The organism is Microbacterium sp., from assembly GCF_031178445.1.
Classification (GTDB): domain Bacteria; phylum Actinomycetota; class Actinomycetes; order Actinomycetales; family Microbacteriaceae; genus Microbacterium.
On sequence record NZ_JAPSIY010000003.1, the window covers coordinates 306,760 to 332,447 of the forward strand.

Genomic DNA, 25,688 nt, shown 5'->3' on the forward strand with positions numbered 1-25,688 from the left:
GTGAGCACGAGTTCAGCCCGCGAACGTCTGCAGCAGTCTCTGCAGCGACTCCAGCCGTGCCCGCCCCGTCTCGTTCAGACGGCCGTCGGCGGCCGCTTCGTTGAGTGCGCAGTCCTCGGCATCCGGCAGGTGGGTGCAGCCGCGCGGGCAGTCCTCGGCGATGGCGGCCAGCTCGGTGTACGCGGCGAGGATGTTGCCGCTGTCGACATGCCCGAGCCCGAACGAGCGGACGCCGGGAGTGTCGATCACCCAGCCGCGCCCGCCGTGCGCGTCCACGTATCGCAGCGACACCGTGGAGGAGGACGTGTGCCTACCGCGGCCAGTCACCTCGTTCACATGCCCCGTCGCCCGGTCCGCTCCCGGCACGAGCCCGTTCACCAGTGTGGACTTGCCGACCCCGGAGTGGCCGACGAACACGGTCGAGTGCCCGACGAGCGACTTGCCGATCTCGTCGATCGGCATCCGCCCTCGGGCACTGGTGAACACGCGCAGGTCGAGCCCGTCGAAGTGCGCGAGGAAGGGGCCGGGGTCGGCCAGGTCGGTCTTGGTGACCACGAGCAGGGGGCGGATGCCGGCGTCCAGCGCCGCCACGAGATACCGGTCGACGAGGCGGGCGCGGGGCTCGGGGTCGGCGGCGGCCACCACGATCAGCATCTGATCGGCGTTGGCGACGACCACCCGTTCCACCTGATCGGTGTCATCCGCGCTGCGGCGAAGCAGCGAGGTGCGATCGACGATGCCGACGATCCGCGAAAGCGTGCCCTCCGCTCCCGACGTGTCGCCGACGACGCGCGCGCGATCCCCGGTAACGATAGGGGTGCGGCGCAGCTCCCTCGCTCGCGCGGCTGTGGCGATCCGCTCGTCCGGGGTGTCCTCGTCGATCAGCACCGTGTAGCGGCCGCGATCCACTCCCAGCACGCGGCCGATCTCCGCGTCGTCATGGGCAGGGCGGCGCTTGGTGCGGGGCCGGTTCGCCTTCGGATTCGGACGAGTGCGGATGCTGCTCTCATCGAACTCGTCGAAGTCGTCGAGCTCGTCGTCGTCGCCCAGCCAGCTCACTCGGCCTCGCCCGCCAGCATCCGTTCCCACAGACGCGGGAACTCCGGCAGCGTCTTGGCGGTGGTGCCGATGTCGTCGATCTCCACGCCGGGAACGCGCAGCCCGACGAGGGCGCCCGTGGTGGCCATCCGGTGGTCGTGGTGAGCCGGCCACACGCCGCCGTGCAGTTCACGCGGGTGGATCCGGAGCCCGTCGGGCAATTCATCCACCTCTCCGCCGAGCGCGCGAAGGTTGCCGGCGAGTGCGGCGATGCGATCGGTCTCGTGCGTGCGGATGTGTCCGACGCCCCGGATCGTCGTCGTGCTGTCGGCGAAGGCGGCGAGACCCGCGATCGTCGGGGTCAGCTCACTCGCCGCGGACAGGTCCATGTCCAATCCGCGGATGCTGTCGCCCCCGCGCACCGTGAGGGCGCCACCGTGCCGGGAGGTGTGCGCGCCCATGGCGTGCAGGATCTCGGGAAGCATGGCGCCCGGCTGCGTGGAGTGCAGGGGCCAGGCGGGCACGGTGACTTCGCCGCCCGCGACCATCGCGGCGGCCAGGAACGGCGCCGCATTGGAGAGGTCGGGCTCGATCACGACCTCCTTGGCGCGCGGCACACCTGCCTCGACCAGCCATTCGCCGTGGCCGGGACGCTCGATCCGGATGCCGCGTCGACTGAGCGACTCGATGGTCATGTCGATGTGCGGCAGGCTGGGCAGGTGGTCACCGGTGTGCACCAGGTGGAGTCCGACATCGAAGCGGGGTGCGGCGAGCAGCAGTCCCGACACGAACTGGCTCGAACCCGATGCGTCGATCTCGATCCGGCCGCCGCGGATGCGGCCATGGCCTCGAACGGTGAAGGGCAGAGACCAGGTGCCTTCGTCGTCGATGTCGACGCCGAGGTCTCGCAGCCCGCTGATCAGTGCGCCCATCGGGCGGTGCAGCGCGGTCTCGTGAGCGGTGAGGTGCACATCCTCGGCCGCGAGGCCGGCGAGCGGGGCGATGAAGCGCATCACCGTGCCCGCCTGACCGCAGTCGATGGTCGTTCCGCCGTGCAGCGGCGCCGGCGTCACAACCAGGTCCGGCCCGAACTCGCCGTCGGACGGCACCTCCTCGATTCCGACGCCGAGGAGGCGCAGAGCCTCGACCATGCGTCGCGAGTCGTCGGAGTGCAGCGGGCGGGTCAGGCGGCCCGGCCCGTCCGCGATCGCCGCGATGATCAGCTCCCGGTTCGTGAGTGACTTCGAGCCGGGCACGGTGACGGAGGCGTGCACCGCGGCCTCGGCGGACGGTGCGCGGTAGACGCCCCGCGCAGGGGAGAGGGAATACCGTTCAGCGCTCATCGGTTCATAGCCTAGTGAAGCCAGTCGCACACGGAGAGGAGTGGTTGCGGATGATGTCGGTTCTGCAGCGGGAACGCATCGACACCGTCGGTCTCGATGACCTCTCCGGCCTAGACTGGCCGGTGATGGACGAGACGACTACCGCAGACCCTCGGCGCGACTTCGAGGAGCAGGCGATCCCCTTCATGGATCAGCTCTACGCCGCGGCGATGCGCATGACGCGCAACCCCGCCGACGCCGCAGATCTCGTGCAGGAGACGTTCGTGAAGGCGTACGGCTCGTGGTCCACGTTCACGCAGGGGACCAATCTGAAGGCGTGGCTGTACCGCATCCTCACCAACACCTACATCAACATCTACCGTAAGCGGCAGCGTGAGCCGTATCAGGGCACGATCGACGAGCTGGAGGACTGGCAGCTCGGCGGGGCGGAGTCGACCACCGCTTCGCACGGTCGTTCCGCGGAGGCCGAGGCGATCGACCGGATGCCGGCATCGGTCGTCAAGGACGCGCTGCAGGAGGTGCCGGAGGACTTCCGTCTCGCCGTCTACCTCGCCGACGTCGAGGGATTCTCCTACCAGGAGATCGCCGACATCATGAAGACACCCATCGGCACCGTCATGAGCCGCCTTCACCGTGGCAGGCGAATGCTCAGGGAGCTGCTGGCTGACTACGCCGCCGAGCGAGGGATCGCCACGGCCACCAAATCGAGGAGCAAGAAATGACCGACTGCGGCTGCGAGAAGGCACGCAGGGATCTTGAGGAGTACCTCCGCAACGAGGTGTGCCACACCGAGCACTCCGAGATCCGCGAGCATCTGGAGCACTGCCAGTCCTGCAAGGACGAGGCACTGGTGGCCAAGACGCTGACGGAGGTCGTGGCGCGCGCCTGCAAGGAGACCGCTCCCGCCGAGCTTCGCGACCAGGTGTTCGCACGCCTGCGGGCCGTACAGGCAGCGCACTGACCACGCCGGGCGCGCAGAAGCGCTCGATAGTCTGAGCGGGTGAACCTTCTCGACGCACGTACAGTTCCCGCAGACCCCGTCTCCGTCCAGCGACTGCGCGAAGCCGGACTCGAGTACCGGATCGCCGACATGGACGACGTGCGCATCGCGACGGCATTCGCGCGGGCCGACGCCCGCGGCTTCCTGGATTCGGACCCGGGGGAGGAGCAGCTCGCCCGCATGCGGACGATGTGGCTCTCGCGCCGCAACATCGGCGTGTACGAAGCGGATGCCGCCCACGCCAGTCTTCCCGTGGCGACGGTCAACTCCTGGGTGACTCCGATGACGGTACCCGGTGGGGAGATCCCGATGTGGGCGATCAGCTCGGTGACCGTCGCCGGCACGCACCGACGACGCGGAATCGCACGCGGGCTCCTGGAGGGCGAGCTGCGCGCGGCGGCGGCCGCGGGCGTGCCGATCGCCGGGCTCACCGCGACCGAGGCCACGATCTATGGCCGCTACGGTTTCGCTCCGGCCGTGCAGGTCGCGCGCGTGTCTGTCGACACCCGCCGATCCGGGTGGACGGCCGCTCCGACGCCAGGGAGGCTGGAGTACCTGGAGCGTCCTGAACTGGCGGCGGAGCTGGGTGCAGTGCATGAGCGTTCTCGCATCGCACGCTCGGGGCAGATCCCTGGATGGGACGCGCGCTGGGCGCGGATCGCCGGCCTGACCGAGGGGGAGGGCAAGGGCACCGAGGTGCGAGGCGTCTGCTACCGGGATGCGGAAGGCGCGGTGCGCGGTGCGATCGCGTATTCGCTCAAGCAGCAGCCGGATGGATTCCGGTTCACGCTGTCGATCGGACACCTCGAAGCGGAGACGGATGAGGCGCTCCGCGCGCTCTGGGGCTTCGCCGTGAACCACGACCTGGTCAGCAGGGTCGACGTCGACCTGCGGCCGCTGGACGACCCGATCCTGCACCTGGTCGCCGACCAGCGCGCGGTCGAGTTCACGGTGCACGACCACGGCTGGCTGCGAATCCTCGACGTACCGTCCGCGCTTCAGGCGCGCCGTTACGACGCAGCCGTCGACGCCGTGCTTCGCATCGACGACCCGTACGGATTCGCGGCGGGGACGTGGCGGCTGCGGATCGGCACCGAAGGAGATGCGAGCGTCGAGGCGGTCGATGCCGAGGGGGACGTGGCGATGGGCGCGGCTGAGCTGTCGGCGGTCTACGCCGGCAGCGTGCCGCTGAGCCAGCTGGCCGCCGCCGGCCGCGTCCGTGGCGATCAGCGCACCATCGGCGCCCTGACAAGGTCGTTCCTGGCACATCCCGCGCCGCTGCTCGGCATCTGGTACTGACGACTCGAACAATCCCCGGATCGTCGGGATCGATCGGCAGGATTCGGCCGATGTGCGGAGCTTTCCCGCCATCTCAGGTCGATCGGCTGCTGCGACGATCGCGGCGTCGGCCCTCGGCGCTAGCGTGAGCGCGTGAGCATCCGAGCATCCGCACCGACTCAGCCGTCCGCTGACCGCGCCGGAGCAGGCCGGCTCGGCCTGCTTCCAGGCATCGCTCTCTATCTCGCATCCGTCCTCGGAACGGGCCTACTGGTGCTGCCCGGCCTCGCCGCGCGCACCGCGGGGCCGGCGAGCATCCTCTCGGTGGCCGCGGTCACGCTGCTCGCGGTCCCGCTGGCCGGGGCGTTCGCGGCACTCGCCGCCCGTCATCCCGATCCGGGCGGAGTGGCCGGTTACGCCCGCCGCGCGCTCGGTGCGACCGCGGCGAGGGCCGCCGGCTACTGGTTCCTGTTCGGTGTCTCGGCGGGCGGCGCGGTCGTCGCCTTCCTCGGCGCGCGGTACATCGCGACGGTCGTCGGAATCGACGCCGGCGCTGTGCCGCTGATCGCGCTGGCCTTCTTGACGATCCCTTTCGTCGCGAACCTGTTCGGCGTGCATGTGGCGGGCTGGGCGCAGCTCGCGCTGACGGCGCTGCTCATGGCCGTGGTCATCACCGTTCTGGCGGTCGCGGCGCCGGCTGTCGAAGCGTCGCGCTTCCAGCCCTTCCTTCCGCACGGCTGGGGAGGGGTGGGGACCGCGATCGTGATGTTCGTGTGGGCGTTCGCAGGCTGGGAGGTCGGCACCCACATCTCGGGCGAGTTCCGCCATCCGGGTCGTACCATTCCGATCGCCACCGCGGTCACCCTGGTGCTGTCGGGCGCGAGCTACCTCGCGCTGCAGATCGTGACGGTCGGGGCGCTGGGCGCTCGCGCTGGCGAAGGCGATGTGGTCCTGCTCGATCTCGCCAGGTCCGGCGACCTGCCCGCAGCGCCCGCACTGATCGGAGCCGCTGCGGGAATCGTTGCCCTCGGCGTGATGAACGTCTACCTGGCCGCATTCGCCAAGCTGGGCGCGTCACTGGCCGCGGCCGGTGACCTTCCCCGTTGGTTCGCGAAGGGTGTCGGCAACGGCGAAGTGCCACGCCGTGCGCTGATGCTCACCGGGGTGATCGTGCTGGTGTACTTCGTCACGGCGTTCGCGACCGGCGGCGACCTCCAGCCGTTCATCCTCATCCATACCGCCAGCATGGTCGCCATCTACGTGATCGGCATGATCGCGGCGGTCCGGCTGCTGCCTCGCGGCACCGCCGGACACAGGTTCGCGATCGTCGCCGTCGTGCTCACGCTGGCACTGCTTCCGCTGGCCGGTGCCGCGCTGGTGGTTCCGCTCGCACTCGCGGCGGCGGCGTGGACAGTGGCGATGCTGCGTTCGCGCCAGAGGGCCTGACAGCGAGGATGCCGCCCCTCGCGAAGAGGGACGGCATCCGTCGTTCGGTTATGCGTCAGCCGAGGGTGAGCGCGGCCTTCAGCAGCTCCGCCTGCTCGATCGCGTGCACCTTCGACGACCCCGTGGCCGGCGACGCGGACGCGGCGCGCGAGACCGCGCGGAACTGCCGGTCGCCCGGCACGTCGGCGAAGGCCAGCGCCAGGAACGGCCAGGCGCCCTGGTTCTCCGGCTCCTCCTGCACCCACACCAGCTCGGCGTTCGGGTACGAGTCGGTCACGGCCTTGAGCTCGTCGATCGGGGTCGGGTACAGCTGTTCCAGCCGCACCAGCGCGATCTCGGGGTTCGGGTTCTTCTCCAGCTCGCTGCGCAGATCCCAGTGCACCTTGCCGGAGTGCACCAGCACGCGCTTCACCGCGCTGCGGTCGAGCGAGCGGTCATCGTCGATGACCGGCTCGAAGCGGCCCTGGGTGAAGTCCTCGACCGAGCTCGTGGCACCGCGCAGACGCAGCATCGCCTTCGGGGTGAACACCACGAGAGGCTTGCGCGGGCGCGCGTAGGCCTGGCGGCGAAGCAGATGGAAGTGCGAGGCCGGAGTCGACGGGCGCGCGACGATCATGTTCTCCTGTGCGCACAGCTGCAGGAAGCGCTCGATACGTGCCGACGAGTGGTCGGGCCCCTGGCCTTCGTAGCCGTGCGGCAGCAGCATCACCACACCCGACTGCTGGCCCCACTTCTGCTCTGCGGCCGAGATGTACTCGTCGATCACCGACTGCGCGCCGTTCACGAAGTCGCCGAACTGCGCCTCCCACAGCACCAGCGCGTCGGTGTTCTCGACCGAGTACCCGTACTCGAACGCGAGGGCCGCGTACTCGCTCAGCAGGGAGTCGTATACGAAGAAGCGGCCCTGGTTCTCGGACAGGTTGGCCAGCGGCAGCCACTCCTGCCCGTTCTGACGGTCGTGCAGAACGGCGTGACGCTGCACGAATGTGCCTCGACGCGAGTCCTGGCCGGCCAGGCGCACCGGGGTCCCTTCGACCAGCAGCGACCCGAAGGCGAGCAGCTCGCCGAAGCCCCAGTCGATGTTGCCGCTGCGACTCATCTCCACGCGCTTGTCGAGCTGCTGCTGCAGCTTCGAGTGAACGGTGAAGCCATCGGGCTTGTTGGCGTGCGCGTCGCCGAGCAGATGGATGACCTCGAGCGGCACACCGGTGACCTCGGGGGCGCCGATCTGCTCGTCCACCGGTGTCAGCTCAGGAGCGATCGGGGTGGCGCCGGTCTCTGCGGCGTGCGTCTCGGCGAAGGCGATCTCCAGGCGGTTCTGGAAGTCGGCCTTGGCCTGCTCGTACTCCTCCTCGGTGATGTCACCGCGGCCGACGAGGGCCTCGGTGTACAGCTTGCGCACCGAGCGCTTCGCCTGGATGAGATCGGTCATCTGCGGCTGGGTCATCGACGGGTCGTCGCCCTCGTTGTGACCGCGGCGGCGGTAGCACACCAGGTCGATGACGACGTCGCGGTGGAAGCGCTCGCGGTATTCGAATGCGAGCTGGGCGACGTGGATCACCGACTCGGGGTCATCGCCGTTGACGTGGAAGATCGGAGCCTGGATGGTCTTCGCGACGTCGGTGGCGTACACCGAGCTGCGCGAGTCGGTCGGCAGGGTGGTGAACCCGACCTGGTTGTTGACCACCACGTGCACGGTGCCGCCGGTGCGGTAGCCGCGCAGCTGCGACATCTGCAGGGTCTCGACGACCACGCCCTGGCCGGCGAACGCGGCATCGCCGTGCACCAGGATGGGCAGCCAGGCGAAGGTGCCGATCGGCTTGCGGTCCTGCTTGGCGCGCACGATGCCCTCGAGCACGCCGTCGACCGTCTCGAGGTGCGACGGGTTCGCGGCGAGGTAGACGGGCAGCTCGGAGCCGTCCTCGGAGACGAAGGTGCCCTCGGTGCCGAGGTGGTACTTGACGTCGCCGGAGCCGCGCTGGTTGCCGGGCATGAGCGAGCCCTCGAACTCCCGGAACACCTGCCCGTAGGTCTTGCCTGCGATGTTGGTGAGCACGTTCAGGCGACCCCGGTGCGCCATTCCGATGGCAGCGCCGTCGAGGCCGGCATCCGCCGCGCCCTGGAGGATCTCGTCCAGCAGCGGGATCAGCGATTCGCCGCCCTCGAGCGAGAAGCGCTTCTGCCCCACGAACTTGGTCTGCAGGAACGTCTCGAAGGCCTCGGCCTCGTTCAGCTTGCGAAGGACTCGCAGCTGTTCGTCGTGGCCGGGCTTGACGTACTTCACCTCGAGCTTCTCCTGGAACCAGCGACGCTGGTCGGGATCCTGGATGTGCATGTACTCGATGCCGAGAGTGCGGCAGTACGAGTCGCGGAGCACGCCGAGGATGTCTCGCAGCTTCATCACGCGCTTGCCGCCGAAGCCGCCGGTGACGAAGTCGCGATCGAGGTCCCAGAAGGTCAGGCCGTGGGTCTCGATCTCCAGGTCGGGGTGCGAGCGCTGCACGTACTCGAGCGGGTCGATGTCGGCCATGAGGTGGCCGCGCACGCGGTACGAGTTGATCAGCTCCTGCACGCGCGACTGCTTGTCGACGCGCTCGGCGAGATCGATCGCGATGTCCGGGTTCCAGCGGATCGGCTGGTAGGGGATGCGCAGGGCCGCGAAGATGTCGTCGTAGAACCCGCGTTCGCCGATGAGCAGCTCGTGCACCTTCTTGAGGAACTCGCCGGATCCGGCGCCCTGGATGACCCGGTGGTCGTAGGTGCTGGTCAGAGTGATGGTCTTGCCGATGCCCAGCTCGGTGAGGGTCTTCTGGCTGGAGCCCTGGAACTCGGCGGGGTACTCGAGTGCGCCGGCGCCGATGATGCAGCCCTGGCCCTTCATCAGCCGCGGCACCGAGTGCACGGTGCCGATGCCGCCGGGGTTGGTCAGGGACACGGTGGTGCCCTGGAAGTCGGCAGCGGTCAGCTTGTTGCCCCGCGCGCGCTTGATGAGGTCCTCGTACGCCGAGAGGTACTCGTTGAAGGTCATCGTGTCGGCCCGCTTGATGCTGGGAACCAGCAGAGCTCTGGTGCCGTCGGGCTTGGGGATGTCGATCGCGATGCCGAGGTTGACGTGCGCGGGCGCGACGACCGACGGCTTGCCGTCGATCTCGGCGTACGAGACGTTCTGGCTCGGGAACTCCTTGAGCGTGCGGATGAGCGCCCAGCCGATCAGATGGGTGAAGCTCACCTTGCCGCCGCGGGTGCGCGCCATGTGGTTGTTGATGACGATCCGGTTGTCGATCATCAGCTTGGCGGGAACGGTGCGCACGCTGGTGGCGGTGGGCACCGTCAGCGACTCGTCCATGTTCGCGGCGAGGGTCTTGGGCATTCCGCGCAGGACGGTGACCTTGTCCTCGTCGGCGGGAGACTCCTCCTTGACCTCGGGCTTCGGCGCCTGGGCCGGGATCGGCGCCTCCTTGGCGGGCTTCGCCGTGGTGCGCGCGACAGGCTGGCTGCCGATCACCGGAATCGGTGCGGTGACCGGGTGTGCCGTGGATGCGCTCGCAGCTGACGCGGACGCGGCATCCGGCTGGTAGTTCTCGAGAATCGGCCACCACTCCTTGTCAACGGAATCGCGGTCCTTCTTGAACTGCTCGTAGAGCTCGTCCACGAGCCAGGAGTTGGCTCCGAACCCCCCGTCGCCACTGACGCCGGTCACCTGGTTCGACACGCTCGATCGCCCTCTTTCATCGCTGAATCCATGCGGTGCTGACTCGATGCCGGCTGTGCATCGGGTCGCACGCTGTTCGACATTCAAGCCTAGTGCCATCCGGCTGGACGGCGCGTGTGCTCGGTGCCCGTTTCGGAGCCCCCGGCGGTACCGTGATGAACATGAGATTCTCCGGTGAGCGCCCCATCGTGGATCTGACCTATTCCGATGTCTTCCTCGTGCCGAGGAGGTCGGATGTGACCAGCCGGCTGCAGGTGGATCTCGCCCCTGGCGACGGCACACCGGCGACGCTGCCGCTCGTGTCGTCGAACATGAACTCCGTCACCGGACCTCGCCTCGCGTCGACGCTGGCGCGTCGCGGCGGCATCGGCGTGCTCCCGCAGGATATGCCGCTGCAGCAGCTCGACGCCGCCATCCGCTGGGTGAAGCGCCAGCCGGTGCGCTGGGACACCCCGCTCGTGCTTCCTCCGCACGCCAGCGCCGCGGATGCGCTGCGCGTGCTGCCTCCGGCCGAGGGGCACGGGATCGTCGTCGCTGAGAACACCGGCCCGGCGCCCCTGCTGCGAGAGGACGTCGCAGGGATCGTCCCCGCCGCACGACTGGCTACATCGCTGCCCGATGCCGCTCTCGGCGATCTGGTACGGGGGAAGGCGCCGGCCATCGACGCCGAGGAGATCAGCGAGGGGCGGGCGGCCTTCGACGCTGTCGACGCCGCCGGCGCCGACATGGTCCTCGTGCTCGATCACGGTCATGTCGTCGGAACCCTGACGGGCCGCTCCGCGCTTCGTTCGAGTCTGTACCGTCCGGCCTGTGACTCCGGCGGACGCCTGGCGGTCGCGGCAGCGGTCGGCATCAACGGCGATCCCGCAGGCAAGGCGAAGGCGCTCGCCGCGGCCGGTGTCGACGTGCTCGTTCTCGACACGGCTCACGGACACCAGGACGGGATGCTGCGGGCGCTCGCCGCCGTCGCGGCGCTGGACCTGGACATTCCGCTCGTGGCGGGGAACATCGTGACAGCAGAGGGAGTCGCTGATCTCGTGGCCGCCGGGGCGTCGATCCTCAAGGTCGGCGTCGGTCCCGGGGCCATGTGCACCACGCGCATGATGACCGCGGTGGGGCGTCCGCAGTTCTCGGCGGTGCTCGAGACCGCCGAGGCGGCTCGGGCGCTGGGCGCCCACGTATGGGCGGACGGGGGAGTGCGCTACCCCCGCGACGTGGCGCTCGCGCTCGCAGCCGGCGCCGCCTCTGTGATGATCGGCTCGTGGTTCGCAGGCACCATCGAGTCGCCGGGCGAGCTGCAGCGAGATGCGGACGACCGCGTCTACAAGGAGTCCTGGGGCATGGCGTCGACCAAGGCCGTGCAGGAGCGCTTCGGCCGCCTCGACGCGTACGAACGCGCACGCAAGGAGCTCTTCGCCGAGGGCATCTCGTCTTCCAGGATCTATCTCGATCCGCTGCGGCCCGGTGTCGAGGACCTGCTCGACATGATCACCTCGGGTGTGCGGTCGTCCTTCACCTACGCGGGAGCGAAGACGATCGACGAGTTCCACGATCGAGCGCTGGTCGGACTGCAGTCCGCCGCGGGGTACGAAGAGGGCAAGGCGCTGCCGGTGAGCTGGTAGCCCTGCGGCCGCATCCGTACGTCCGGCCTGCTTTCTCCGCACGCGCTGCTCATTTCCGCGGGATCCCGACTCGCGCTGCAGTTCTCCGCACGCACTGCGTCTATTCCCGCCGCGCGAGCAGAGGACGACAGCGTGAACGGCGTGCGCTGTTCGCCCTCCACGACGGGCAGTTGGCTGAGCGCTGTCCACAATGAGGCTCTGCGCCGCATCCGGGGGACGTCGACATGCCATCGTGCGGGGATGACGCCGAACACCGAGCACCCCATCGTGGTCCGTCGTCGCCGGGATCCAGGCGGCGTGGGCCTCGCCGAACGACGTCTGCATGCGCTGATCGAAGGCGGCGGCGTGCACCGGATCGTCGCGGGGAGCTTCGCGCTGGGCGACGAGTGGCGCCGCCTGACTCCGATCCAGCAGCACTTCGTGCGGGTCCTTGAGGTCGCAGATCGATCCCGCAAGCCTCAGGTCTTCATGGGCGCCGCAGCGGCGGCGGTGCTCGGCATCGATCGCATCGGCGCATGGCCCCATCGGGTGGAAGTGCGAATAGCCCGGACCTCGGGCGGCCGGTCCTCTGGTGCCGTCGCCAGGCGTGCACTCGGATTCGACGGCGTCGATCTGCTCGAGTGGCGGGGTCATCTGGTGACCTCTCCGGCGCAGACGGCCATCGATGTCGCTGCGGAGGCGCATTTCACGGCCGGCGTGATCGCGTTCGACCAGGCCCTGTGGCGACGCCGTGACGGCGGAGCGCTGACGACGATATCCGAGATCGAACGCGTCCTCGCGGCCCAATCGCGACGTGGTATCGGCCGTGCCGCCGCCGCGCTGGATTTCAGCACTGAGCTCTCCGACTCGGTCCGCGAGTCGGAAGCGCGGGTGCTGATCGACAGGATGGGCTTCCCGACTCCGGAGCTGCAGCGCGAGTTCCGCCTCACCGGCGGCAGAGTCGCACGCGCGGACTTCTACTTTCCCGATTTCGATCACATCGGAGAGTTCGACGGCACGGGAAAGTACCTCGACCCCGCACTGCTTCGAGCTCGTACGCCACAGCAGGTGCTCCTGGAGGAGAAGGATCGCGAGGATGAGCTGCGTCGAGTCGTCCAGGCGTTCTCCCGGTGGCGCACCGCGGCGCATCGCGACCCGGGGATGCTGTATGACATCCTGTCCGCGGCAGGCCTGCCCTCACGACTGCCGCGCCCGCGTCGCGGCGCGCTCCGGTGAGGCGATCGGAACGCGGAGCGCGCCTTGACACGCTGCTTTTCTCGGCGTGCTCGGCGCTTGCGCTGCTGTTCTCTGCTCGCGCGTCGCGAATTCGTGCAGCGCGGGCCATGAAGTGCAGTGCGGGCAAGCAGCGCAGAGCAAGCACGCAATGCGTCAGAGCGGCCGCAGGACGGCGCCGCGAAGACAGCAGCGCCTACCGAAGCCGACGGCGCACGCATCACAGCGCGGCTATGTAGAATCAGGCGCACAATGGACGACCCTCCTTCTCCCAGCCCCCACTGCCCGCCCCTGTCGTTGATTGACGGGATCAGCTGATGGAATTCGTGCTGTTGGGCGTGGGGCTGCTGCTCACCGTTGGCACCGGGCTGTTCGTCGCCAGCGAGTTCGCGCTCGTGAACCTCGACCGTGCCGAACTCGAAGCCCGGCAGGCGCGCGGTGAATCGCGTCTGTCGCTCACCATCCGGGCGCTGAAGATCACCTCGACGCACCTGTCGTCGGCGCAGCTGGGCATCACCCTCACCACGTTGCTGACCGGCTACACCATGGAGCCGGCCATCTCGACGATGCTGGCCCCGCTGCTCGAGGCCTGGGGTGTGCCGGATGCTGCCTCGACCGCAATCTCGGTGACGGTCGCGATGGTCATCGCCACCGTATTGTCGATGATCCTCGGCGAACTCGTGCCGAAGAACTTCGCGCTCGCGCTGCCACTGGCGACCGCCAAGGTGGTCATTCCGTTCCAGACCGCGTTCACCGCCGTCTTCAAACCCGCGATCGTGCTGCTGAACGGCAGCGCCAACGCAGTGTTGCGTGCCATGGGCGTCGAACCCAAGGAAGAGCTCTCGGGCGCGCGCACTGCCGAGGAGCTCTCTTCGCTGGTGCGGCGTTCGGCCAGCGAAGGCGTGTTGGAGAAGGACACTGCGAGCCTGCTGGATCGGAGTCTCACGTTCGCCCGGCTGACGGCCGGCGACATCATGACGGCACGGCCCAGCATGCATGCGATCTTCGTCGGCGACTCCGCCGACGACGTCATCCAGCTGGCACGGCGCACGGGACACAGCCGCTTTCCGGTCTACGACGACGACTTCGACGACATCACCGGCGTGGTGCACGTGAAGGCGGCCGTTTCAGTGCCGAGAGAGAAGCGCGGGGAGGTGCCGGTCGGCGCGCTGAGCACTGAGCCGCTGCGTGTGCCCGAGACGGTGCACCTCGATGCGCTGGTCGCCGAGCTGAGGGCAAAGGGTTATCAGGTGGCGATCGTCGTGGACGAGTACGGCGGTACCGCCGGCATCGTCACGCTCGAGGACCTCATCGAGGAGATCGTCGGCGAAGTGTCGGACGAGCATGATCGCAGCCGTGCCGGCATCGTGCGCCGGGTGGACTCGATCACCTTCCCGGGCGAGCTTCGACCCGATGAGCTGCGCAGCCGCACCGCGATCGAAGTGCCCGAAGGCGACGTGTACGACACGATCGGCGGCTATGTGATGAGCCTGCTGGAGCGCGTTCCGGTCGTCGGCGACGAGGTGCGCGTCGAATCAGGCACCCTGCAGGTCGTGCGCATGGACGGGCGCCGGGTGGACCGCATCAGATATGTGGCCGATCCGGTCGAGGACGAGGCGGAGGAGGAGCGATGAGCGACTGGGCGGGAATCGTCTGGCTGGTCGTGCTGCTCTCGGCCAACGCCTTCTTCGTCGGCGCCGAGTTCGCCGTGATCTCCGCGCGGCGTTCGCAGGTCGAACCGCTGGCCGAGCGCGGATCGCGGTCGGCCAAGACCGCGCTGTACGCCATGGAACACGCCACGCTCATGCTCGCGACCTCGCAGCTGGGCATCACGATCTGCTCGCTGCTGATCCTGAATGTGTCGGAGCCGGCGATCCACCACCTGCTCGAGATCCCGCTGCACGCGATCGGATGGGAGGAAGGCGTCGTCTCGGTGGTGTCGTTCGCCATCACCCTCGCGCTGGTGTCGTTCCTGCACGTCGTCTTCGGCGAGATGGTGCCCAAGAACCTCGCGTTCTCGATCCCCGACAAGGCTGTGCTGCTTCTCGCGCCGCCCCTGGTCTGGGTGTCGAGGGTGTTCCGGCACATCATCTGGGCGCTGAACACGACGGCGAACGGCGTGCTTCGCCTGTTCCGGGTCGAGCCGAAGAACGAGGCGGCTTCCACCTTCACGATCGAGGAGGTCGCGACCATCGTCGACCGTTCGCGTCGCGAGGGCGTGCTGATGGATGCCGCCGGCACCGTGGCGGCGGTCGTCGAGTTCACCGACAAGAAGGCGCGCGACATCGCCGTCCCCCTGGACAAGCTGGTGACGCTGCCTGAGGGCACGACACCGGACGACATCGAGCGCGCCGTGGCGAAGTACGGCTTCTCGCGCTACGTGATCGTCGATGCGGAGGGCGTCGCCATCGGCTACGTGCACCTCAAGGACGTGCTGCGCGCGGCCGAGGGGCCGGAGGGTGCGGAACGGGCGAGTGAGCCGCTGCCGGCCAAGCGCATCCACCACATGGTGCCAGTGCAGGAGGACACCGATCTGGAGGACGCGCTCGCCGCGATGCGCCGAGCCGGTCGTCACCTCGCGCGAGTGCGCGACGAACGCGGCGAGACCACCGCCGTGCTGTTCCTCGAAGACGTGCTCGAGGAGCTGGTCGGGGAGGTCCAGGACGCCACCCAGCGCTGGCGCGCCAGCTGACCGGCCCGGGGCGGGTCAGCGCCACACGGCGCGCGCGTACTGCGGTGGCCAGGCGACGTCGGCGCCGAGTTCGTGCGCTGCGCGCAATCCGAAGTGCGGGTCGCGCAGCCACTCCCGGCCGGCGAAGATCGCATCGGCTGATTCCTGCGCCAGCACCTGCTCGGCCTGCTCGGCGGCCGTGATCAGACCGACGGCCGAGGTGGGGATGCGCCCGCCCTGGCGCACAGTGCCGGCCAGCGGCACCTGGTAGCCGGGACCGACGGAGATGCGCTGGTGCGCCACCAGGCCGCCGCTGGAGACGTCGATGAGGTCGGCGCCGTGATCGATGGCCCATTCCCCGACCTGTGCGGCCTCCTCGGGTGTGAATCCGCCCTCTGCGTGGTCGGTCGCGGAGATCCGCAGGAACACCGGGATGTCGTCAGGCGAGACGGCGCGTACCGCGTCGAGCACCCGCAGGGTGAGGCGGGCACGGTTCTCCAGTGATCCGCCGTGATCGTCGTCGCGCATGTTCGCCAGGGGCGAGAGGAACTGATGCAGCAGGTAGCCGTGCGCCGCGTGGATCTCGAGCACGTCGAACCCCGCGTCCAGTGCGCGGCGCGCCGATTCGGCGAAGGCGGCGACCACCGCATCCATTCCGGCGGCGTCCAGGGCCGTGGGCTCGGCATATCCCTCGAACGCCACGGCGGACGGCGCGAACGTCGTCCAGCCGCCCTCCGCGTGCGGCACCGAACCGCGCTGCGGCGCCCAGGGCCACCACGTCGACGCCTTGCGGCCGGCGTGCGCGAGCTGCACGCCGATGAGGGCGTCCCGGTCGTGCACGGCGCGGACGATCGGGGCCCAGGCGTCACGCTGCTGATCGCTCCACAGGCCGGTGTCGCGCGGGGAGATGCGCCCCTCGGGGAGCACGGCGGTAGCCTCCGCGATGATGAGCCCGGCCCCGCCGGACGCGAACTGCGCCAGATGCGTGTGATGCCACTCCTGGGGCACGCCGTCGCGTGCGCTGTACATGCACATCGGCGAAACCCACAGGCGGTTGCGGAACGTGCGGGAGCGGATCGTCAAAGGGGAGAAGAGGATGCTCACGCCTCGACGCTACCGCCCCCGGCGACGGCACGGCTTCGTCACGAATGTCGGCTCCGCGCTAGCGTGAAGGAATGCTCCGCGAGTGGACGGGATCCGACACGATGGCGTTCGTGCACGCGCCGGGGCCCGATGACGACAAGTACTCCCGCGGCGTCGTGGCGCTGCGCACCGGGTCCGCCCAGTACCCGGGTGCGGCCGTCCTGGGCGTGGAGGCCGCCTGGCGCGCCGGCGCCGGATTCGTCCGGTACCTCGGCGGGGCCGCGGATGCGGTGCTGGCAAGGCGCCCCGAGACGGTCGCCGGTCCCGAGCTCGGGCGCACCCGGCCCGGCGCGTGGGTGATCGGATCCGGAACGGATGCCGGGGCTCGCAGCGAGAGCGAGACAGCCGCCCTGCGCGAGGTCCTCTCTGGCGCTGTCCCTGTCGTGGTGGATGCCGGCGCGCTCGACCTCGCCGCCGACGCGTCCGCCCCGCTCGTGCTCACTCCGCATGCAGGCGAGCTCTCTCGACTGCGGGAGGACCTCGGGCTCACCGGCTCTGGATCCGCCGTGGATCAGGCGGTCCAGACCGCGGAACGCGTCGGCGCCACTGTGCTGCTCAAGGGTTCGCGCACCGTGGTCGCGTCACCGGGCGAAGCCCCGGTCATCGTCTCGTCAGGTCCGGCCTGGCTCGCCACCGCCGGGACGGGTGACGTGCTGGCGGGCGTCATCGGCGCTGTGATCGCGGCGAACCCCGGTCGCCCGCTCGCCCGGGCTGCCGCATCAGCGGCGTGGCTGCACGGACGTGCCGCCGCGATCGCTTCGGGAACCGGCGTCGGTCGGGTCGGGCACCCCATCGTCGCACTGGACGTGGCAGAGATGCTGCCGTCCGCCATCGCGGAACTGCTGGCATGAGCTTGCGCGCACTCGCGCTGTGGGGCGCGTTCGCGCTCGCACACGCGCTGGTCGCCTGGCTCGGGTGGGTGCTGCCCGCGCAGCCCATGGGCGACGTGGTGCTGGTGTACCAGCCGTGGTCGGCGTCCGCGCTCAGCGGCGGCGCGATGGTCGGGATCACCGAGTCGTGGGTGTACCCCCACCTCGCTCTGGTGCCGATGCTGCTGACGCAGCTGCTTGCGCTTCCTTTCAGCACCCTGCTCGGTGTGCAGGGTTCCTACCTGGTGGCGTGGGCCGTTCTCGTCACGATCTTCGACCTCCTCGGATTCGCCGTGCTCGTGGGCCGAGGAGCACGCGGTCGACGCGCCATGGCCGGGTGGTTCTGGACGGCGGCGCTGGCGCTGCTCGGACCCATCGCGATGTACCGGATCGACGCCATCACGGTGCCGCTCGCCGTCGCCGGCGGGGTGTGGCTGGCGGGGCGACCTGCGATCGCGGCGGCGCTGCTCACAGTGGGAGCCTGGATCAAGATCTGGCCTGGCGCGTTGATCGTCGCTGCGGTCGTGGCGATGCGCAGCCGCCTCCGGGTGGTCACCGCCGCCGCTGCGGTCACGGCGGGCGTCGTCTGCGTCGTGGTGCTGCTGGGTGCCGACCGCGAGCTGTTCGGCTTCCTGACGCAGCAGACCGGTCGCGGTCTGCAGATCGAGGCGGTCGCAGCCACGCCGTTCGTCTGGCTGGCCCTGTCTGGTGCGGCATCCATCGAGTACAGCTTCGAGATCCTGACGTTCCAGGTCCGCGCGGCCGGTGCCGATGCGGTCGCGGCGGTGCTCACCCCGGTCATGGCCGTGGTGGTCGCCCTGATCGCAGCGGTCGCTGCGCTGCGTGTTCGTCGCGGGGCACCCTGGCAGCGTCTGCTCCCACCACTGGCGCTCGCCCTCGTGACCGCGCTGATCGTGACCAACAAGGTCGGCTCGCCTCAGTTCCACACCTGGCTCATCGCGCCGGTCGTGCTGTGGCTGATCCACGATCACAGACGGGCCGCCGGAGCGGCGGCGCTCGTGCTGGTGCTGTGCGCGCTCACCTTCGCCGTCTACCCGCTCAGCTACGACGGTCTGCTGCGCGCCCAGCCGCTGCCGGTGCTGCTCATCACCGTTCGCAACCTGCTGCTCGTCGCACTGCTCGCGCATGCCGTGCGAGAGGTGCTGCGCACCCCGACCCGCGCTCATCACAAACCCTGAACATCTATGGAGGAATCATGCTCATCGCCTTCTCAGTCGCACCGTCCGGAACGGGACGCGAGGACGGGTCCGTGCACGACGCCGTCGCCGCCGCCGTGAAGGTGGTCCGAGACTCCGGCCTCGCGCACCGCACCACCAGCATGTTCACCGAGATCGAAGGACCCGACTGGGACAGCGTGATGGAGGTCGTGAAACGTGCGACGGAAGCGGTCATGCCCTTCGGGTCACGCGTGTCGCTCGTGTTGAAGGCCGACATCCGGCCCGGCTACGAGGGGGAGCTGGAGGCGAAGATCGAACGCCTGGAGGCGGCGATCGACGACGTCGCCGACCGGTAGAATCGGCGGGTGACTCCCTCGAATCTCTCGAGGGGGGCGGCGATGAGGGCGCTCCTCTCCCTCGCCATAGGCAGCTTCGGCATCGGCATGACCGAATTCGTCATGATGGGGCTGCTCCCGGATGTGGCCGCTGATCTTCTCCCTGCGCTCTGGGCGCAGAGCCAGGAGCAGGCGATCGGCCAGGCCGGCGTGCTCATCTCGATGTACGCGCTCGGCGTCGTCATCGGCGCGCCGACGATCGCAGGGGCCGTCGCCCGGTTCCCGCGTCACCGGGTGATGATCGGCTTGGCCATCGCGCTGATGCTGTTCAACGCACTCGCCGTCGTCCTGCCCAGTTTCGGCCTCATCGCGTTGGCGCGCCTGCTGGCCGGGCTGCCGCACGGGGCGTACTTCGGCATCGGCGCCCTCGTCGCCGCCGACGTCCTCGGACAGGGCAGGCGCGCACAGGGCGTGGCCTTCATCCTCACCGGTCTCACGATCGCGAACGTCGTCGGCGTGCCGCTCGGCACCTTCCTGGGGCAGCAGTTCGGCTGGCGCACCGCGTTCCTCGTGGTGACGCTGGTGTTCGCGCTGGCGGCGCTCTGCATCGCCCTGTTCGTGCCGGAGCATCCTGGCGACCCGGGACGCACGCTGCGCTCGGAGCTCGGCGTGTTCCGTGTGCCGCAGGTCTGGCTGACTCTGGGGATCGGGGCTATCGGCTTCGGCGGTTTCTTCGCGGTGTACAGCTACATCGCCCCGCTGGTCACCGAGGTCGCCGGGGCTCCCAAGGGCGTGGTTCCCTTGGCTCTCGTACTCGTCGGCATAGGCATGACCGTCGGAAACCTGCTCGGAGGCGTGCTCGCCGACCGTGACCTTCGGCGCACGCTGCTTGGCGGCCTCGCCGCTCTGGCGCTGGTGCTGATCCTGCTGGCCGTTCTGGCATTCTCCATCGTGCTGCTCATCGCGCTGGCCCTGCTGGTGGGGCTGGTGTCGGCCGTTCTGAGTCCCGCGATCCAGACGCGACTGATGGACGTCGCCGGCGACAACCAGTCGATCGCGGCCGCGCTCAACCATTCGGCGCTGAACATCGGCAACAGCCTCGGCGCCTTCCTCGGCGGCGCCGTGATCACCGCCGGCCTCGGCTACACCGCTCCCGAGTGGGTCGGCGCCGCGCTCGCCCTGCTCGGTCTCGGCATCGCGACGCTCGCCTACCGAAGCGAGCGCGCCCGCGCCCTCGTCTGAAGCGCTCCGCCGGCCGGTCGCTACAGTGTGTCCATGACCGAATCGCCGCCCGTCGCCGGTTCCGCGGTGGTGCTTCGCGACGGGCGAAGCGGGTTGGAGACCCTGCTTCTGCGCCGGCCGGAGGTCGGCTCGTTCGCCGGTGCATGGGTGTTCCCCGGTGGCAAGGTGGAGCCCTCCGATCGGATCGAGGGCGAGACCGAGACGGATGCCGCCCGCCGCGCCGCGGTGCGCGAGGCGCACGAGGAGGCCGGCATCCGGATCGCTGATCCCGCCGTGCTCTCGCACTGGACTCCGCCGCCGCAGGCGCCGGTGCGCATCAGCACCTGGTTCTTCCTCGCCCGCGACGTCGGTGACGAACTGCACCTGAACGCAGGGGAGATCGCGGACGCGACCTGGCTGACGCCTGAGCGGGCGTTCGACGGACATGTCGACGGGTCGATCACGCTCTTCCCTCCCACGTGGGTGACGCTGCGGTCTCTGATCGGGCACCGCTCGGTCGACGCGGCCTACGCCTCGCTCGGCGAGCCGGAGCACTTCGCCACTCATATGACGCCCGTCGGTGACGGGATGCTCTTCACGTGGCACGGCGATGAGGAGCATCCGGGTGGACCTGGCGTGTTCGGTGCCCGCCATCGCCTGACCACCGGCGTGCTGCCGTGGCGCTACGAACGAACCTGACGGATCGTCGATACGTCGCCGGCGGACTCAGGCGTCGAGAAGCCGGCGCAGGTGCTCGCCCACGGCATCCGTCTCGATGAGGAAGCCGTCGTGCCCGAAGTCGCTGTTGAGCACGATCGCCTCGTCGCCCATCAGGTTCGGGATGCTGCGCGCGATGCGCTGCTGCCCGTCGACGGGGAAGAGCCGATCGGTGTCGATGCCGATGACCACCGAGGTCGCGGTGATCGTGCGCAGCGCTTCCTCGACACCGCCGCGGTCGCGGCCGACATCGTGCGAGTTCATCGCCTCGACCACGGTGAGATAGCTGTTCGCGTCGAATCGTCTGGTGAACTTGTTGCCGTGGAAGTCGAGATACGACTCCACGGCGAACCTGCCTCCGCGGCCGAGGGGCGAGACCCCCGACTGCCACGACCGCTGGAAGCGCTGGTTGAGCTCGACGGGGCTGCGGTAGTTCAGCAGTGCCATGCGCCGGGCCAGCGCGAGACCCCGGTGCGGTCCTTCGCCCAGCGCTGCGTCGTAGTACTCCCCGCCGGCGAAGCGCGGGTCCATGCGCACCGTCTCGAGCTGCACGAAGTTGAGGGCCAGCTGATCGGCCGTCGTCACCGGCGGTGACGAGAGCACCGCGAGCCGCTCCACCCGCTCCGGCTGCATGATCGCCCACTCCAGCGCGTGCATGCCGCCCATGGAGCCGCCGATCACGGCCGCCCAGCGTGCGATGCCCAGCGCGTCGGCCAGGCGGACCTGCGCCGAGACCTGATCTCGGATGGTGAGGTATGGGAATCGCGAAGCCCATTCCCGCCCGTCGGGTGCGATGCTCGCGGGTCCTGTGGAACCCTGGCAACCGCCCAGCATGTTCGGAGCGATCACGAACCAGCGGTCGGTGTCGACCGGCGCCCCCGGCCCGACGATGTCCTCCCACCATCCGGCCGTCGGGTGTCCTGCGCCGGCAGCGCCGCGCACGTGGCTGTCGCCGGTGAGCGCGTGAAGGATGAGCACCGCGTTGTCGCGCTCCTCGTTCAACTCGCCCCACGACTCCCAGGCCAGCCTGGTGCCGGGAAGGTCGGCACCGTTCTCGGTGCGGAAGTCGCCCAGGTAGGTGAACCGCCGATGACCGGCGGGGTCGCCGTCGCGCCAGGCTCCTGTGGCAGGCGGTCGCGCGCGGAGCAGGCGGACGTCGGCCTCCGTCACCGGCGCAGAAGGCACCGTGTCCTCGGAGGTCGTCTGCCAGTCCATGGCTCCATTCTCGCCTGCCGGCGTGCCGCACCGCTGAACGTTACGCGTTCCGCCGCTGCGGGGGAGGAGGGGTATGCCGGTCAACGGCGCCCTTGACAGGCGAGAAACCGCCTTCCGGGCCGGCTCCGGCGGAGCAACCCGGGGACGGAGAAGGCGGATGCCCCGGACCGCAGTCCGGGGCATCCGCCTTCCGACGAGGAGGTCAGGCGCGAGCGGCTTCCGCGACGCGCCGTGCCGCGGTGAGCGCCGTGTCGAGGTCCGCCTTGAGGTCGTCGACGTTCTCGAGGCCGACCGACAGGCGCACCAGGCCCGGGGTGACGCCGGCGGTGAGCTGCTGCTCGGGCGACAGCTGCGAGTGCGTGGTGGATGCGGGGTGGATGACCAGCGAGCGGACGTCGCCGATGTTGGCGAGGTGGCTGAACAGCGACAGGCTGTTCACGAACTCGCGGCCGGCTTCCACGCCACCCTTGAGCTCGAACGAGAGCACCGCGCCGACGCCCTTGGGGGCGTACTCGTTCGCCTTCGCGTACCAGGGCGACGAGGGCAGGCCGGAGTAGTTCACGCTCGCGACGTCGTCGTGGTTCTCGAGCCACTCGGCGATCTCCTGCGCGTTCTGCACGTGACGCTCGACGCGCAGCGAGAGCGTCTCGATGCCCTGGATGAGGTTCCAGGCGCTCTGCGGTGCGATCGCGGAGCCGAGGTCGCGCAGCAGCTGCACGCGGGCCTTGATGATGTACGCCAGGCCGTCGCCGACCGCGGTGGTGTAGCTGGCCCCGTGGTAGGAGGGGTCGGGCTCGGTGAGACCGGGGAACTTCTCGACGTTCTTCGACCATTCGAACGAGCCGCCGTCGACGATCGCGCCGCCGATCGTGGTGCCGTGACCGCCGAGGAACTTGGTGACCGAGTGGACGACGATGTCGGCGCCGTGCTCGAACGGACGGATCAGGTACGGGGTCGCGATCGTGTTGTCGACGATCAGCGGCAGGCTGTTGTCGTGCGCGATGTCGGCGATCGTGCGGATGTCGAGCACGTTGATCTTCGGGTTGCCGATCGTCTCGGCGAAGAACAGCTTCGTGTTCGGGCGCACGGCGGAGCGCCACTCCTCGGGGTCGTCCTGGTTCTCGACGAAGGTGACCTCGACGCCGAGCTTGGCGAGCGTGTACTTGAAGAGGTTGTAGGTGCCGCCGTAGATCGAGCTCGAGGAGACGATGTGGTCACCCGCCTGGGCGATGTTCAGCACGGCGAAGGTGGCAGCCGCCTGGCCGCTGGAGAGCACCAGGGCGCCGGTGCCGCCCTCGAGCGCCGCGAGGCGCTGCTCGAGCACGTCCTGCGTGGGGTTCTGGATGCGGGTGTAGATGTTGCCGAACTCGGCCAGGGCGAACAGGTTCGCGGCGTGGTCGGCGTTGTCGAACACGTACGACGTCGTCTGGTAGATCGGCGTCGCGCGCGACTTGGTGACCGGGTCGGGCGCGGCGCCCGAGTGGATCTGCTTGGTCTCGAAGCGCCAGTTCTCGGGTGCGGACATGAGGTTCTCCCGGGTCTGAGATGGATGTTCAGGGTGGTCGTGCGGCTGATGCCTTCCAGCGAGAGTACGGACAGGCCGCGCTCGTCAACAACAGTCCGGAAATGTGACGTAACAGTCCCAGGGTGTGATGTAACTCTCAGGAGTGGGGCACGGCGGTGAAAGGTCGTACGGTGGAAGCATGGTGAACAGACGTGCCGTGGTGACCGGGGCGAGTACCGGGATCGGAGAGGCGACTGTGCGCGTCCTGCGCGCTCAGGGCTGGGATGTCGTCGGGGTGGCGCGTCGCGCCGACCGTCTTGAGGCGCTCACCGCCGAGACGGGGTCGAGTGCGGTCGCGTGCGACCTGACGGATGCGGATGCGGTGGCGGCGCTGATCGAGGAGCTCGACCGGAGCGGCCCTGTGCACGCACTTGTGCAGGTCGCCGGCGGCGCCCGCGGCACGGACAGCGTGGAGGACGGATCGATCTCGGACTGGCAGTGGATGTACGACGCCAATGTGCTGTCCACGCAGAGGCTGGTGTCGGGGATGCTGCCGCTGCTGCGCAGGGCCGCCGAGGCCGACGGTCACGCAGACACGGTGTTCGTGACTTCGACCGCTGCGCAGGTGGCGTATCCCGGCGGGGCCGGTTACAACGCGGCCAAGGCCGCCGAGGCGATGCTCGTGAAGGTGCTGCGCCAGGAGCTGAACGGCGAGCCGATCCGCGTGGTCGAGGTCGCACCTGGCATGGTGCACACCGAGGAGTTCACGCTGAACCGGCTGGGTGGCGACCGCGTCGCCGCCGACGCGGTGTACGCCGGCGTCGAGGAGCCGCTGCTCGCCGAGGACGTCGCCGACCTCATCGCCTACGCGCTGAACGCGCCGCGCCGGGTGAACCTGGACCTGGTGACGATGCGGCCGCTCGCGCAGTCGGCTCAGCACCTGCTGGCACGCGGACCACTGCACGTGCGCACCGACGTCGACTGATGCCGAGGAGCCTCGCCGACCTGGCGGCGGACGGGCAGCTCGACCCGGGATGGGCCGTTGCGCTCGAGCCGGCGCAGCCGCTCATCTCAGAACTCGGAGAACGGCTGCGCGCCGAGCAGAGCGCGGGCAGGGGCTATCTGCCCGCAGGAACCGACGTGCTGCGCGCCTTCCGGCGTCCGCTCTCGGACGTGCGGGTGCTGATCACGGGCCAGGACCCGTACCCCACACCTGGTCATCCGATCGGGCTGTCGTTCGCCGTCGATCCGCACGTGCGGCCCCTGCCGCGCAGCCTCGGCAACATCTACAAGGAACGCCATTCCGACCTCGGCATCCCGCCCGCGCCGCACGGCGACCTGAGCGCCTGGAGCGACCAGGGGGTGCTGCTGCTGAACAGGGTGCTCACCGTGCGGCCCGGCAGCCCGGCATCGCACCGTGGGTGGGGGTGGGAGAAGGTGACCGAGCTCGCCATCCGGGCCCTGGTCGCGCGCGGCACGCCGCTCGTCGCCATCCTGTGGGGTCGGGACGCCGCCGGACTCAAGCCGCTGCTCGGCAGTACGCCCTCGATCGAGTCGGCGCATCCCTCGCCGCTCTCGGCGAGCCGGGGATTCTTCGGCTCGCGCCCGTTCTCGCGGGCCAACGCCCTGCTCGAGGGGCAGGGCGCCGGATCCATCGACTGGCGCGTGGACGGTGAGGCATGAACGGCGTCCGCATCCGTCCGGCGACGGATGCCGACCTGCCGGCCGTCTGCGAGATCTACAACCATTACGTGCGCGATTCCACAGCGACGTTCGACGAGGTCGAGACGACCTCGGAGGCGTGGGCGGAGAAGAAGGCTCGGATCGATGCCGCAGGCATCCCGTTCCTCGTCGCCGAGACGGATGCGGGCGAACTGCTCGGCTACGCGCTCGGTCAGCCGTGGTCGCCGAAGTCCGCGTACCGGTTCACGATCGAGAACTCCATCTACCTCGCACCTTCCGCGGCCGGGCGCGGCATCGGCAGGCTCCTTCTCGCCGAGTTCCTCTCGGCGTGCTCTGAATCGGGCTTGCGGGAGGTCATCGCCGTCATCGCGGATCAGGGTGCGGAGGCCTCGGTCGCCCTGCACCGCGGCGCGGGTTTCACGGATGCGGGTGCGCTTCAGCGCGTCGGCGTGAAGTTCGGACGCGACCTGGGCGTCTTCTTCCTGCAGCGCTCTCTCTGAC

Annotated in this window: 22 protein-coding genes; 16 read left to right on the forward strand and 6 right to left on the reverse strand. The window is 69.4% G+C overall.

Annotation, left to right across the window (positions count from 1 at the left end; genetic code table 11):
- Positions 1 to 12: 12 nt before the first annotated feature.
- On the reverse strand, positions 13 to 1,059 hold the full coding sequence (gene rsgA, locus RIN43_RS06525; protein ID WP_309128075.1) for a ribosome small subunit-dependent GTPase A: 1,047 nt from the start codon (positions 1,057 to 1,059) through the stop codon (positions 13 to 15).
- Positions 1,056 to 2,381 carry a 3-phosphoshikimate 1-carboxyvinyltransferase gene (gene aroA / locus RIN43_RS06530; protein ID WP_309128076.1) on the reverse strand — a complete coding sequence of 442 codons (1,326 nt, stop codon included), beginning with the start codon at positions 2,379 to 2,381 and terminating at the stop codon, positions 1,056 to 1,058. Before aroA ends, rsgA begins: the two co-directional genes overlap by 4 nt.
- A 50-nt stretch (positions 2,382 to 2,431) precedes the next feature.
- Here aroA and RIN43_RS06535 point away from each other — a divergent pair, with 50 nt between their 5' ends.
- From RIN43_RS06535 to RIN43_RS06550, 4 genes are all read left to right on the forward strand, one after another.
- A complete protein-coding gene (locus tag RIN43_RS06535) occupies positions 2,432 to 3,103 on the forward strand; it encodes a sigma-70 family RNA polymerase sigma factor (protein WP_375163709.1) in 672 nt (223 codons plus the stop codon).
- A complete protein-coding gene (locus tag RIN43_RS06540) occupies positions 3,100 to 3,342 on the forward strand; it encodes a zf-HC2 domain-containing protein (protein WP_309128077.1) in 243 nt (80 codons plus the stop codon). The genes RIN43_RS06535 and RIN43_RS06540 overlap by 4 nt, the downstream gene beginning before the upstream one ends.
- Positions 3,343 to 3,381: 39 nt before the next feature.
- A complete protein-coding gene (locus RIN43_RS06545) occupies positions 3,382 to 4,680 on the forward strand; it encodes a GNAT family N-acetyltransferase (RefSeq protein WP_309128078.1) in 1,299 nt (432 codons plus the stop codon).
- A 132-nt stretch (positions 4,681 to 4,812) separates the two neighbouring features.
- Positions 4,813 to 6,105 carry an APC family permease gene (locus tag RIN43_RS06550; RefSeq protein ID WP_309128079.1) on the forward strand — a complete coding sequence of 431 codons (1,293 nt, stop codon included), beginning with the start codon at positions 4,813 to 4,815 and terminating at the stop codon, positions 6,103 to 6,105.
- 55 nt (positions 6,106 to 6,160) lie between these two features.
- Here RIN43_RS06550 and RIN43_RS06555 read toward each other — a convergent pair whose 3' ends face one another.
- The gene (locus tag RIN43_RS06555) at positions 6,161 to 9,817 is read right to left on the reverse strand and encodes a multifunctional oxoglutarate decarboxylase/oxoglutarate dehydrogenase thiamine pyrophosphate-binding subunit/dihydrolipoyllysine-residue succinyltransferase subunit (protein WP_309128080.1); all 3,657 of its coding nucleotides are present in this window, start codon (positions 9,815 to 9,817) and stop codon (positions 6,161 to 6,163) included.
- Between the two features lie 161 nt (positions 9,818 to 9,978).
- Here RIN43_RS06555 and RIN43_RS06560 point away from each other — a divergent pair, with 161 nt between their 5' ends.
- The 4 genes from RIN43_RS06560 (at position 9,979) to RIN43_RS06575 (ending at position 15,343) form a co-directional block, all read left to right on the forward strand.
- On the forward strand, positions 9,979 to 11,439 hold the full coding sequence (locus RIN43_RS06560) for a GuaB1 family IMP dehydrogenase-related protein (protein WP_309128081.1): 1,461 nt from the start codon (positions 9,979 to 9,981) through the stop codon (positions 11,437 to 11,439).
- Between the two features lie 240 nt (positions 11,440 to 11,679).
- Positions 11,680 to 12,654 (forward strand): hypothetical protein, encoded by a 975-nt coding sequence (locus RIN43_RS06565; RefSeq protein ID WP_309128082.1) that lies wholly within the window; start codon positions 11,680 to 11,682, stop codon positions 12,652 to 12,654.
- A 314-nt stretch (positions 12,655 to 12,968) separates the two neighbouring features.
- On the forward strand, positions 12,969 to 14,285 hold the full coding sequence (locus RIN43_RS06570; RefSeq protein WP_309128083.1) for a hemolysin family protein: 1,317 nt from the start codon (positions 12,969 to 12,971) through the stop codon (positions 14,283 to 14,285).
- The gene (locus RIN43_RS06575; protein WP_309128084.1) at positions 14,282 to 15,343 is read left to right on the forward strand and encodes a hemolysin family protein; all 1,062 of its coding nucleotides are present in this window, start codon (positions 14,282 to 14,284) and stop codon (positions 15,341 to 15,343) included. Before RIN43_RS06570 ends, RIN43_RS06575 begins: the two co-directional genes overlap by 4 nt.
- Positions 15,344 to 15,358: 15 nt before the next feature.
- Here RIN43_RS06575 and RIN43_RS06580 read toward each other — a convergent pair whose 3' ends face one another.
- A complete protein-coding gene (locus RIN43_RS06580) occupies positions 15,359 to 16,426 on the reverse strand; it encodes an NADH:flavin oxidoreductase/NADH oxidase (protein WP_309128085.1) in 1,068 nt (355 codons plus the stop codon).
- 71 nt (positions 16,427 to 16,497) lie between these two features.
- On the opposite strand from RIN43_RS06580, the gene RIN43_RS06585 reads away from it, so the two are divergent.
- From RIN43_RS06585 to RIN43_RS06605, 5 genes are read left to right on the forward strand one after another with little or no spacing between them, the layout of a single operon-like run.
- Entirely contained in the window at positions 16,498 to 17,316 is an 819-nt protein-coding gene (locus tag RIN43_RS06585) for an ADP/ATP-dependent (S)-NAD(P)H-hydrate dehydratase (protein ID WP_309128086.1), read from the forward strand.
- On the forward strand, positions 17,313 to 18,533 hold the full coding sequence (locus RIN43_RS06590) for a glycosyltransferase 87 family protein (protein WP_309128087.1): 1,221 nt from the start codon (positions 17,313 to 17,315) through the stop codon (positions 18,531 to 18,533). The genes RIN43_RS06585 and RIN43_RS06590 overlap by 4 nt, the downstream gene beginning before the upstream one ends.
- Before the next feature lie 17 nt (positions 18,534 to 18,550).
- Entirely contained in the window at positions 18,551 to 18,868 is a 318-nt protein-coding gene (locus RIN43_RS06595) for a thiamine-binding protein (RefSeq protein ID WP_309128088.1), read from the forward strand.
- Between the two features lie 9 nt (positions 18,869 to 18,877).
- A complete protein-coding gene (locus tag RIN43_RS06600; RefSeq protein WP_309128089.1) occupies positions 18,878 to 20,089 on the forward strand; it encodes an MFS transporter in 1,212 nt (403 codons plus the stop codon).
- 33 nt (positions 20,090 to 20,122) lie between these two features.
- Positions 20,123 to 20,767: an NUDIX hydrolase gene (locus RIN43_RS06605; RefSeq protein ID WP_309128090.1), complete on the forward strand. Its 645-nt coding sequence runs from the start codon at positions 20,123 to 20,125 to the stop codon at positions 20,765 to 20,767.
- Between the two features lie 27 nt (positions 20,768 to 20,794).
- On the opposite strand, the gene RIN43_RS06610 is transcribed toward RIN43_RS06605, so the two are convergent.
- Complete coding sequence (locus RIN43_RS06610) at positions 20,795 to 22,000, reverse strand: homoserine O-acetyltransferase (RefSeq protein WP_309128091.1); 1,206 nt, start codon at positions 21,998 to 22,000, stop codon at positions 20,795 to 20,797.
- Between the two features lie 202 nt (positions 22,001 to 22,202).
- Positions 22,203 to 23,525 (reverse strand): bifunctional o-acetylhomoserine/o-acetylserine sulfhydrylase, encoded by a 1,323-nt coding sequence (locus RIN43_RS06615; protein ID WP_309128092.1) that lies wholly within the window; start codon positions 23,523 to 23,525, stop codon positions 22,203 to 22,205.
- Between the two features lie 178 nt (positions 23,526 to 23,703).
- On the opposite strand from RIN43_RS06615, the gene RIN43_RS06620 reads away from it, so the two are divergent.
- From RIN43_RS06620 to RIN43_RS06630, 3 genes are read left to right on the forward strand one after another with little or no spacing between them, the layout of a single operon-like run.
- Complete coding sequence (locus RIN43_RS06620) at positions 23,704 to 24,489, forward strand: SDR family oxidoreductase (RefSeq protein ID WP_309128093.1); 786 nt, start codon at positions 23,704 to 23,706, stop codon at positions 24,487 to 24,489.
- Positions 24,489 to 25,187, forward strand: coding sequence for a uracil-DNA glycosylase (locus RIN43_RS06625; RefSeq protein WP_309128094.1), 699 nt, complete (start codon positions 24,489 to 24,491; stop codon positions 25,185 to 25,187). The genes RIN43_RS06620 and RIN43_RS06625 overlap by 1 nt, the downstream gene beginning before the upstream one ends.
- Complete coding sequence (locus RIN43_RS06630) at positions 25,184 to 25,687, forward strand: N-acetyltransferase family protein (RefSeq protein ID WP_309128095.1); 504 nt, start codon at positions 25,184 to 25,186, stop codon at positions 25,685 to 25,687. The genes RIN43_RS06625 and RIN43_RS06630 overlap by 4 nt, the downstream gene beginning before the upstream one ends.
- Position 25,688 lies beyond the last annotated feature (1 nt).

Coding starts and splice junctions, on each gene's coding strand:
- RIN43_RS06585 (WP_309128086.1), top strand. CDS start 16,498: ATGCTCCGCGAGTGGACGGGATCCGACACGATGGCGTTCGTGCACGCG.
- RIN43_RS06620 (WP_309128093.1), top strand. CDS start 23,704: ATGGTGAACAGACGTGCCGTGGTGACCGGGGCGAGTACCGGGATCGGA.
- RIN43_RS06625 (WP_309128094.1), top strand. CDS start 24,489: ATGCCGAGGAGCCTCGCCGACCTGGCGGCGGACGGGCAGCTCGACCCG.
- RIN43_RS06610 (WP_309128091.1), bottom strand. CDS start 22,000: ATGGACTGGCAGACGACCTCCGAGGACACGGTGCCTTCTGCGCCGGTG.
- aroA (WP_309128076.1), bottom strand. CDS start 2,381: ATGAGCGCTGAACGGTATTCCCTCTCCCCTGCGCGGGGCGTCTACCGC.
- RIN43_RS06630 (WP_309128095.1), top strand. CDS start 25,184: ATGAACGGCGTCCGCATCCGTCCGGCGACGGATGCCGACCTGCCGGCC.
- RIN43_RS06570 (WP_309128083.1), top strand. CDS start 12,969: ATGGAATTCGTGCTGTTGGGCGTGGGGCTGCTGCTCACCGTTGGCACC.
- RIN43_RS06595 (WP_309128088.1), top strand. CDS start 18,551: ATGCTCATCGCCTTCTCAGTCGCACCGTCCGGAACGGGACGCGAGGAC.
- RIN43_RS06560 (WP_309128081.1), top strand. CDS start 9,979: ATGAGATTCTCCGGTGAGCGCCCCATCGTGGATCTGACCTATTCCGAT.
- RIN43_RS06565 (WP_309128082.1), top strand. CDS start 11,680: ATGACGCCGAACACCGAGCACCCCATCGTGGTCCGTCGTCGCCGGGAT.
- RIN43_RS06540 (WP_309128077.1), top strand. CDS start 3,100: ATGACCGACTGCGGCTGCGAGAAGGCACGCAGGGATCTTGAGGAGTAC.
- RIN43_RS06605 (WP_309128090.1), top strand. CDS start 20,123: ATGACCGAATCGCCGCCCGTCGCCGGTTCCGCGGTGGTGCTTCGCGAC.
- RIN43_RS06590 (WP_309128087.1), top strand. CDS start 17,313: ATGAGCTTGCGCGCACTCGCGCTGTGGGGCGCGTTCGCGCTCGCACAC.
- RIN43_RS06535 (WP_375163709.1), top strand. CDS start 2,432: ATGATGTCGGTTCTGCAGCGGGAACGCATCGACACCGTCGGTCTCGAT.
- RIN43_RS06575 (WP_309128084.1), top strand. CDS start 14,282: ATGAGCGACTGGGCGGGAATCGTCTGGCTGGTCGTGCTGCTCTCGGCC.
- RIN43_RS06615 (WP_309128092.1), bottom strand. CDS start 23,525: ATGTCCGCACCCGAGAACTGGCGCTTCGAGACCAAGCAGATCCACTCG.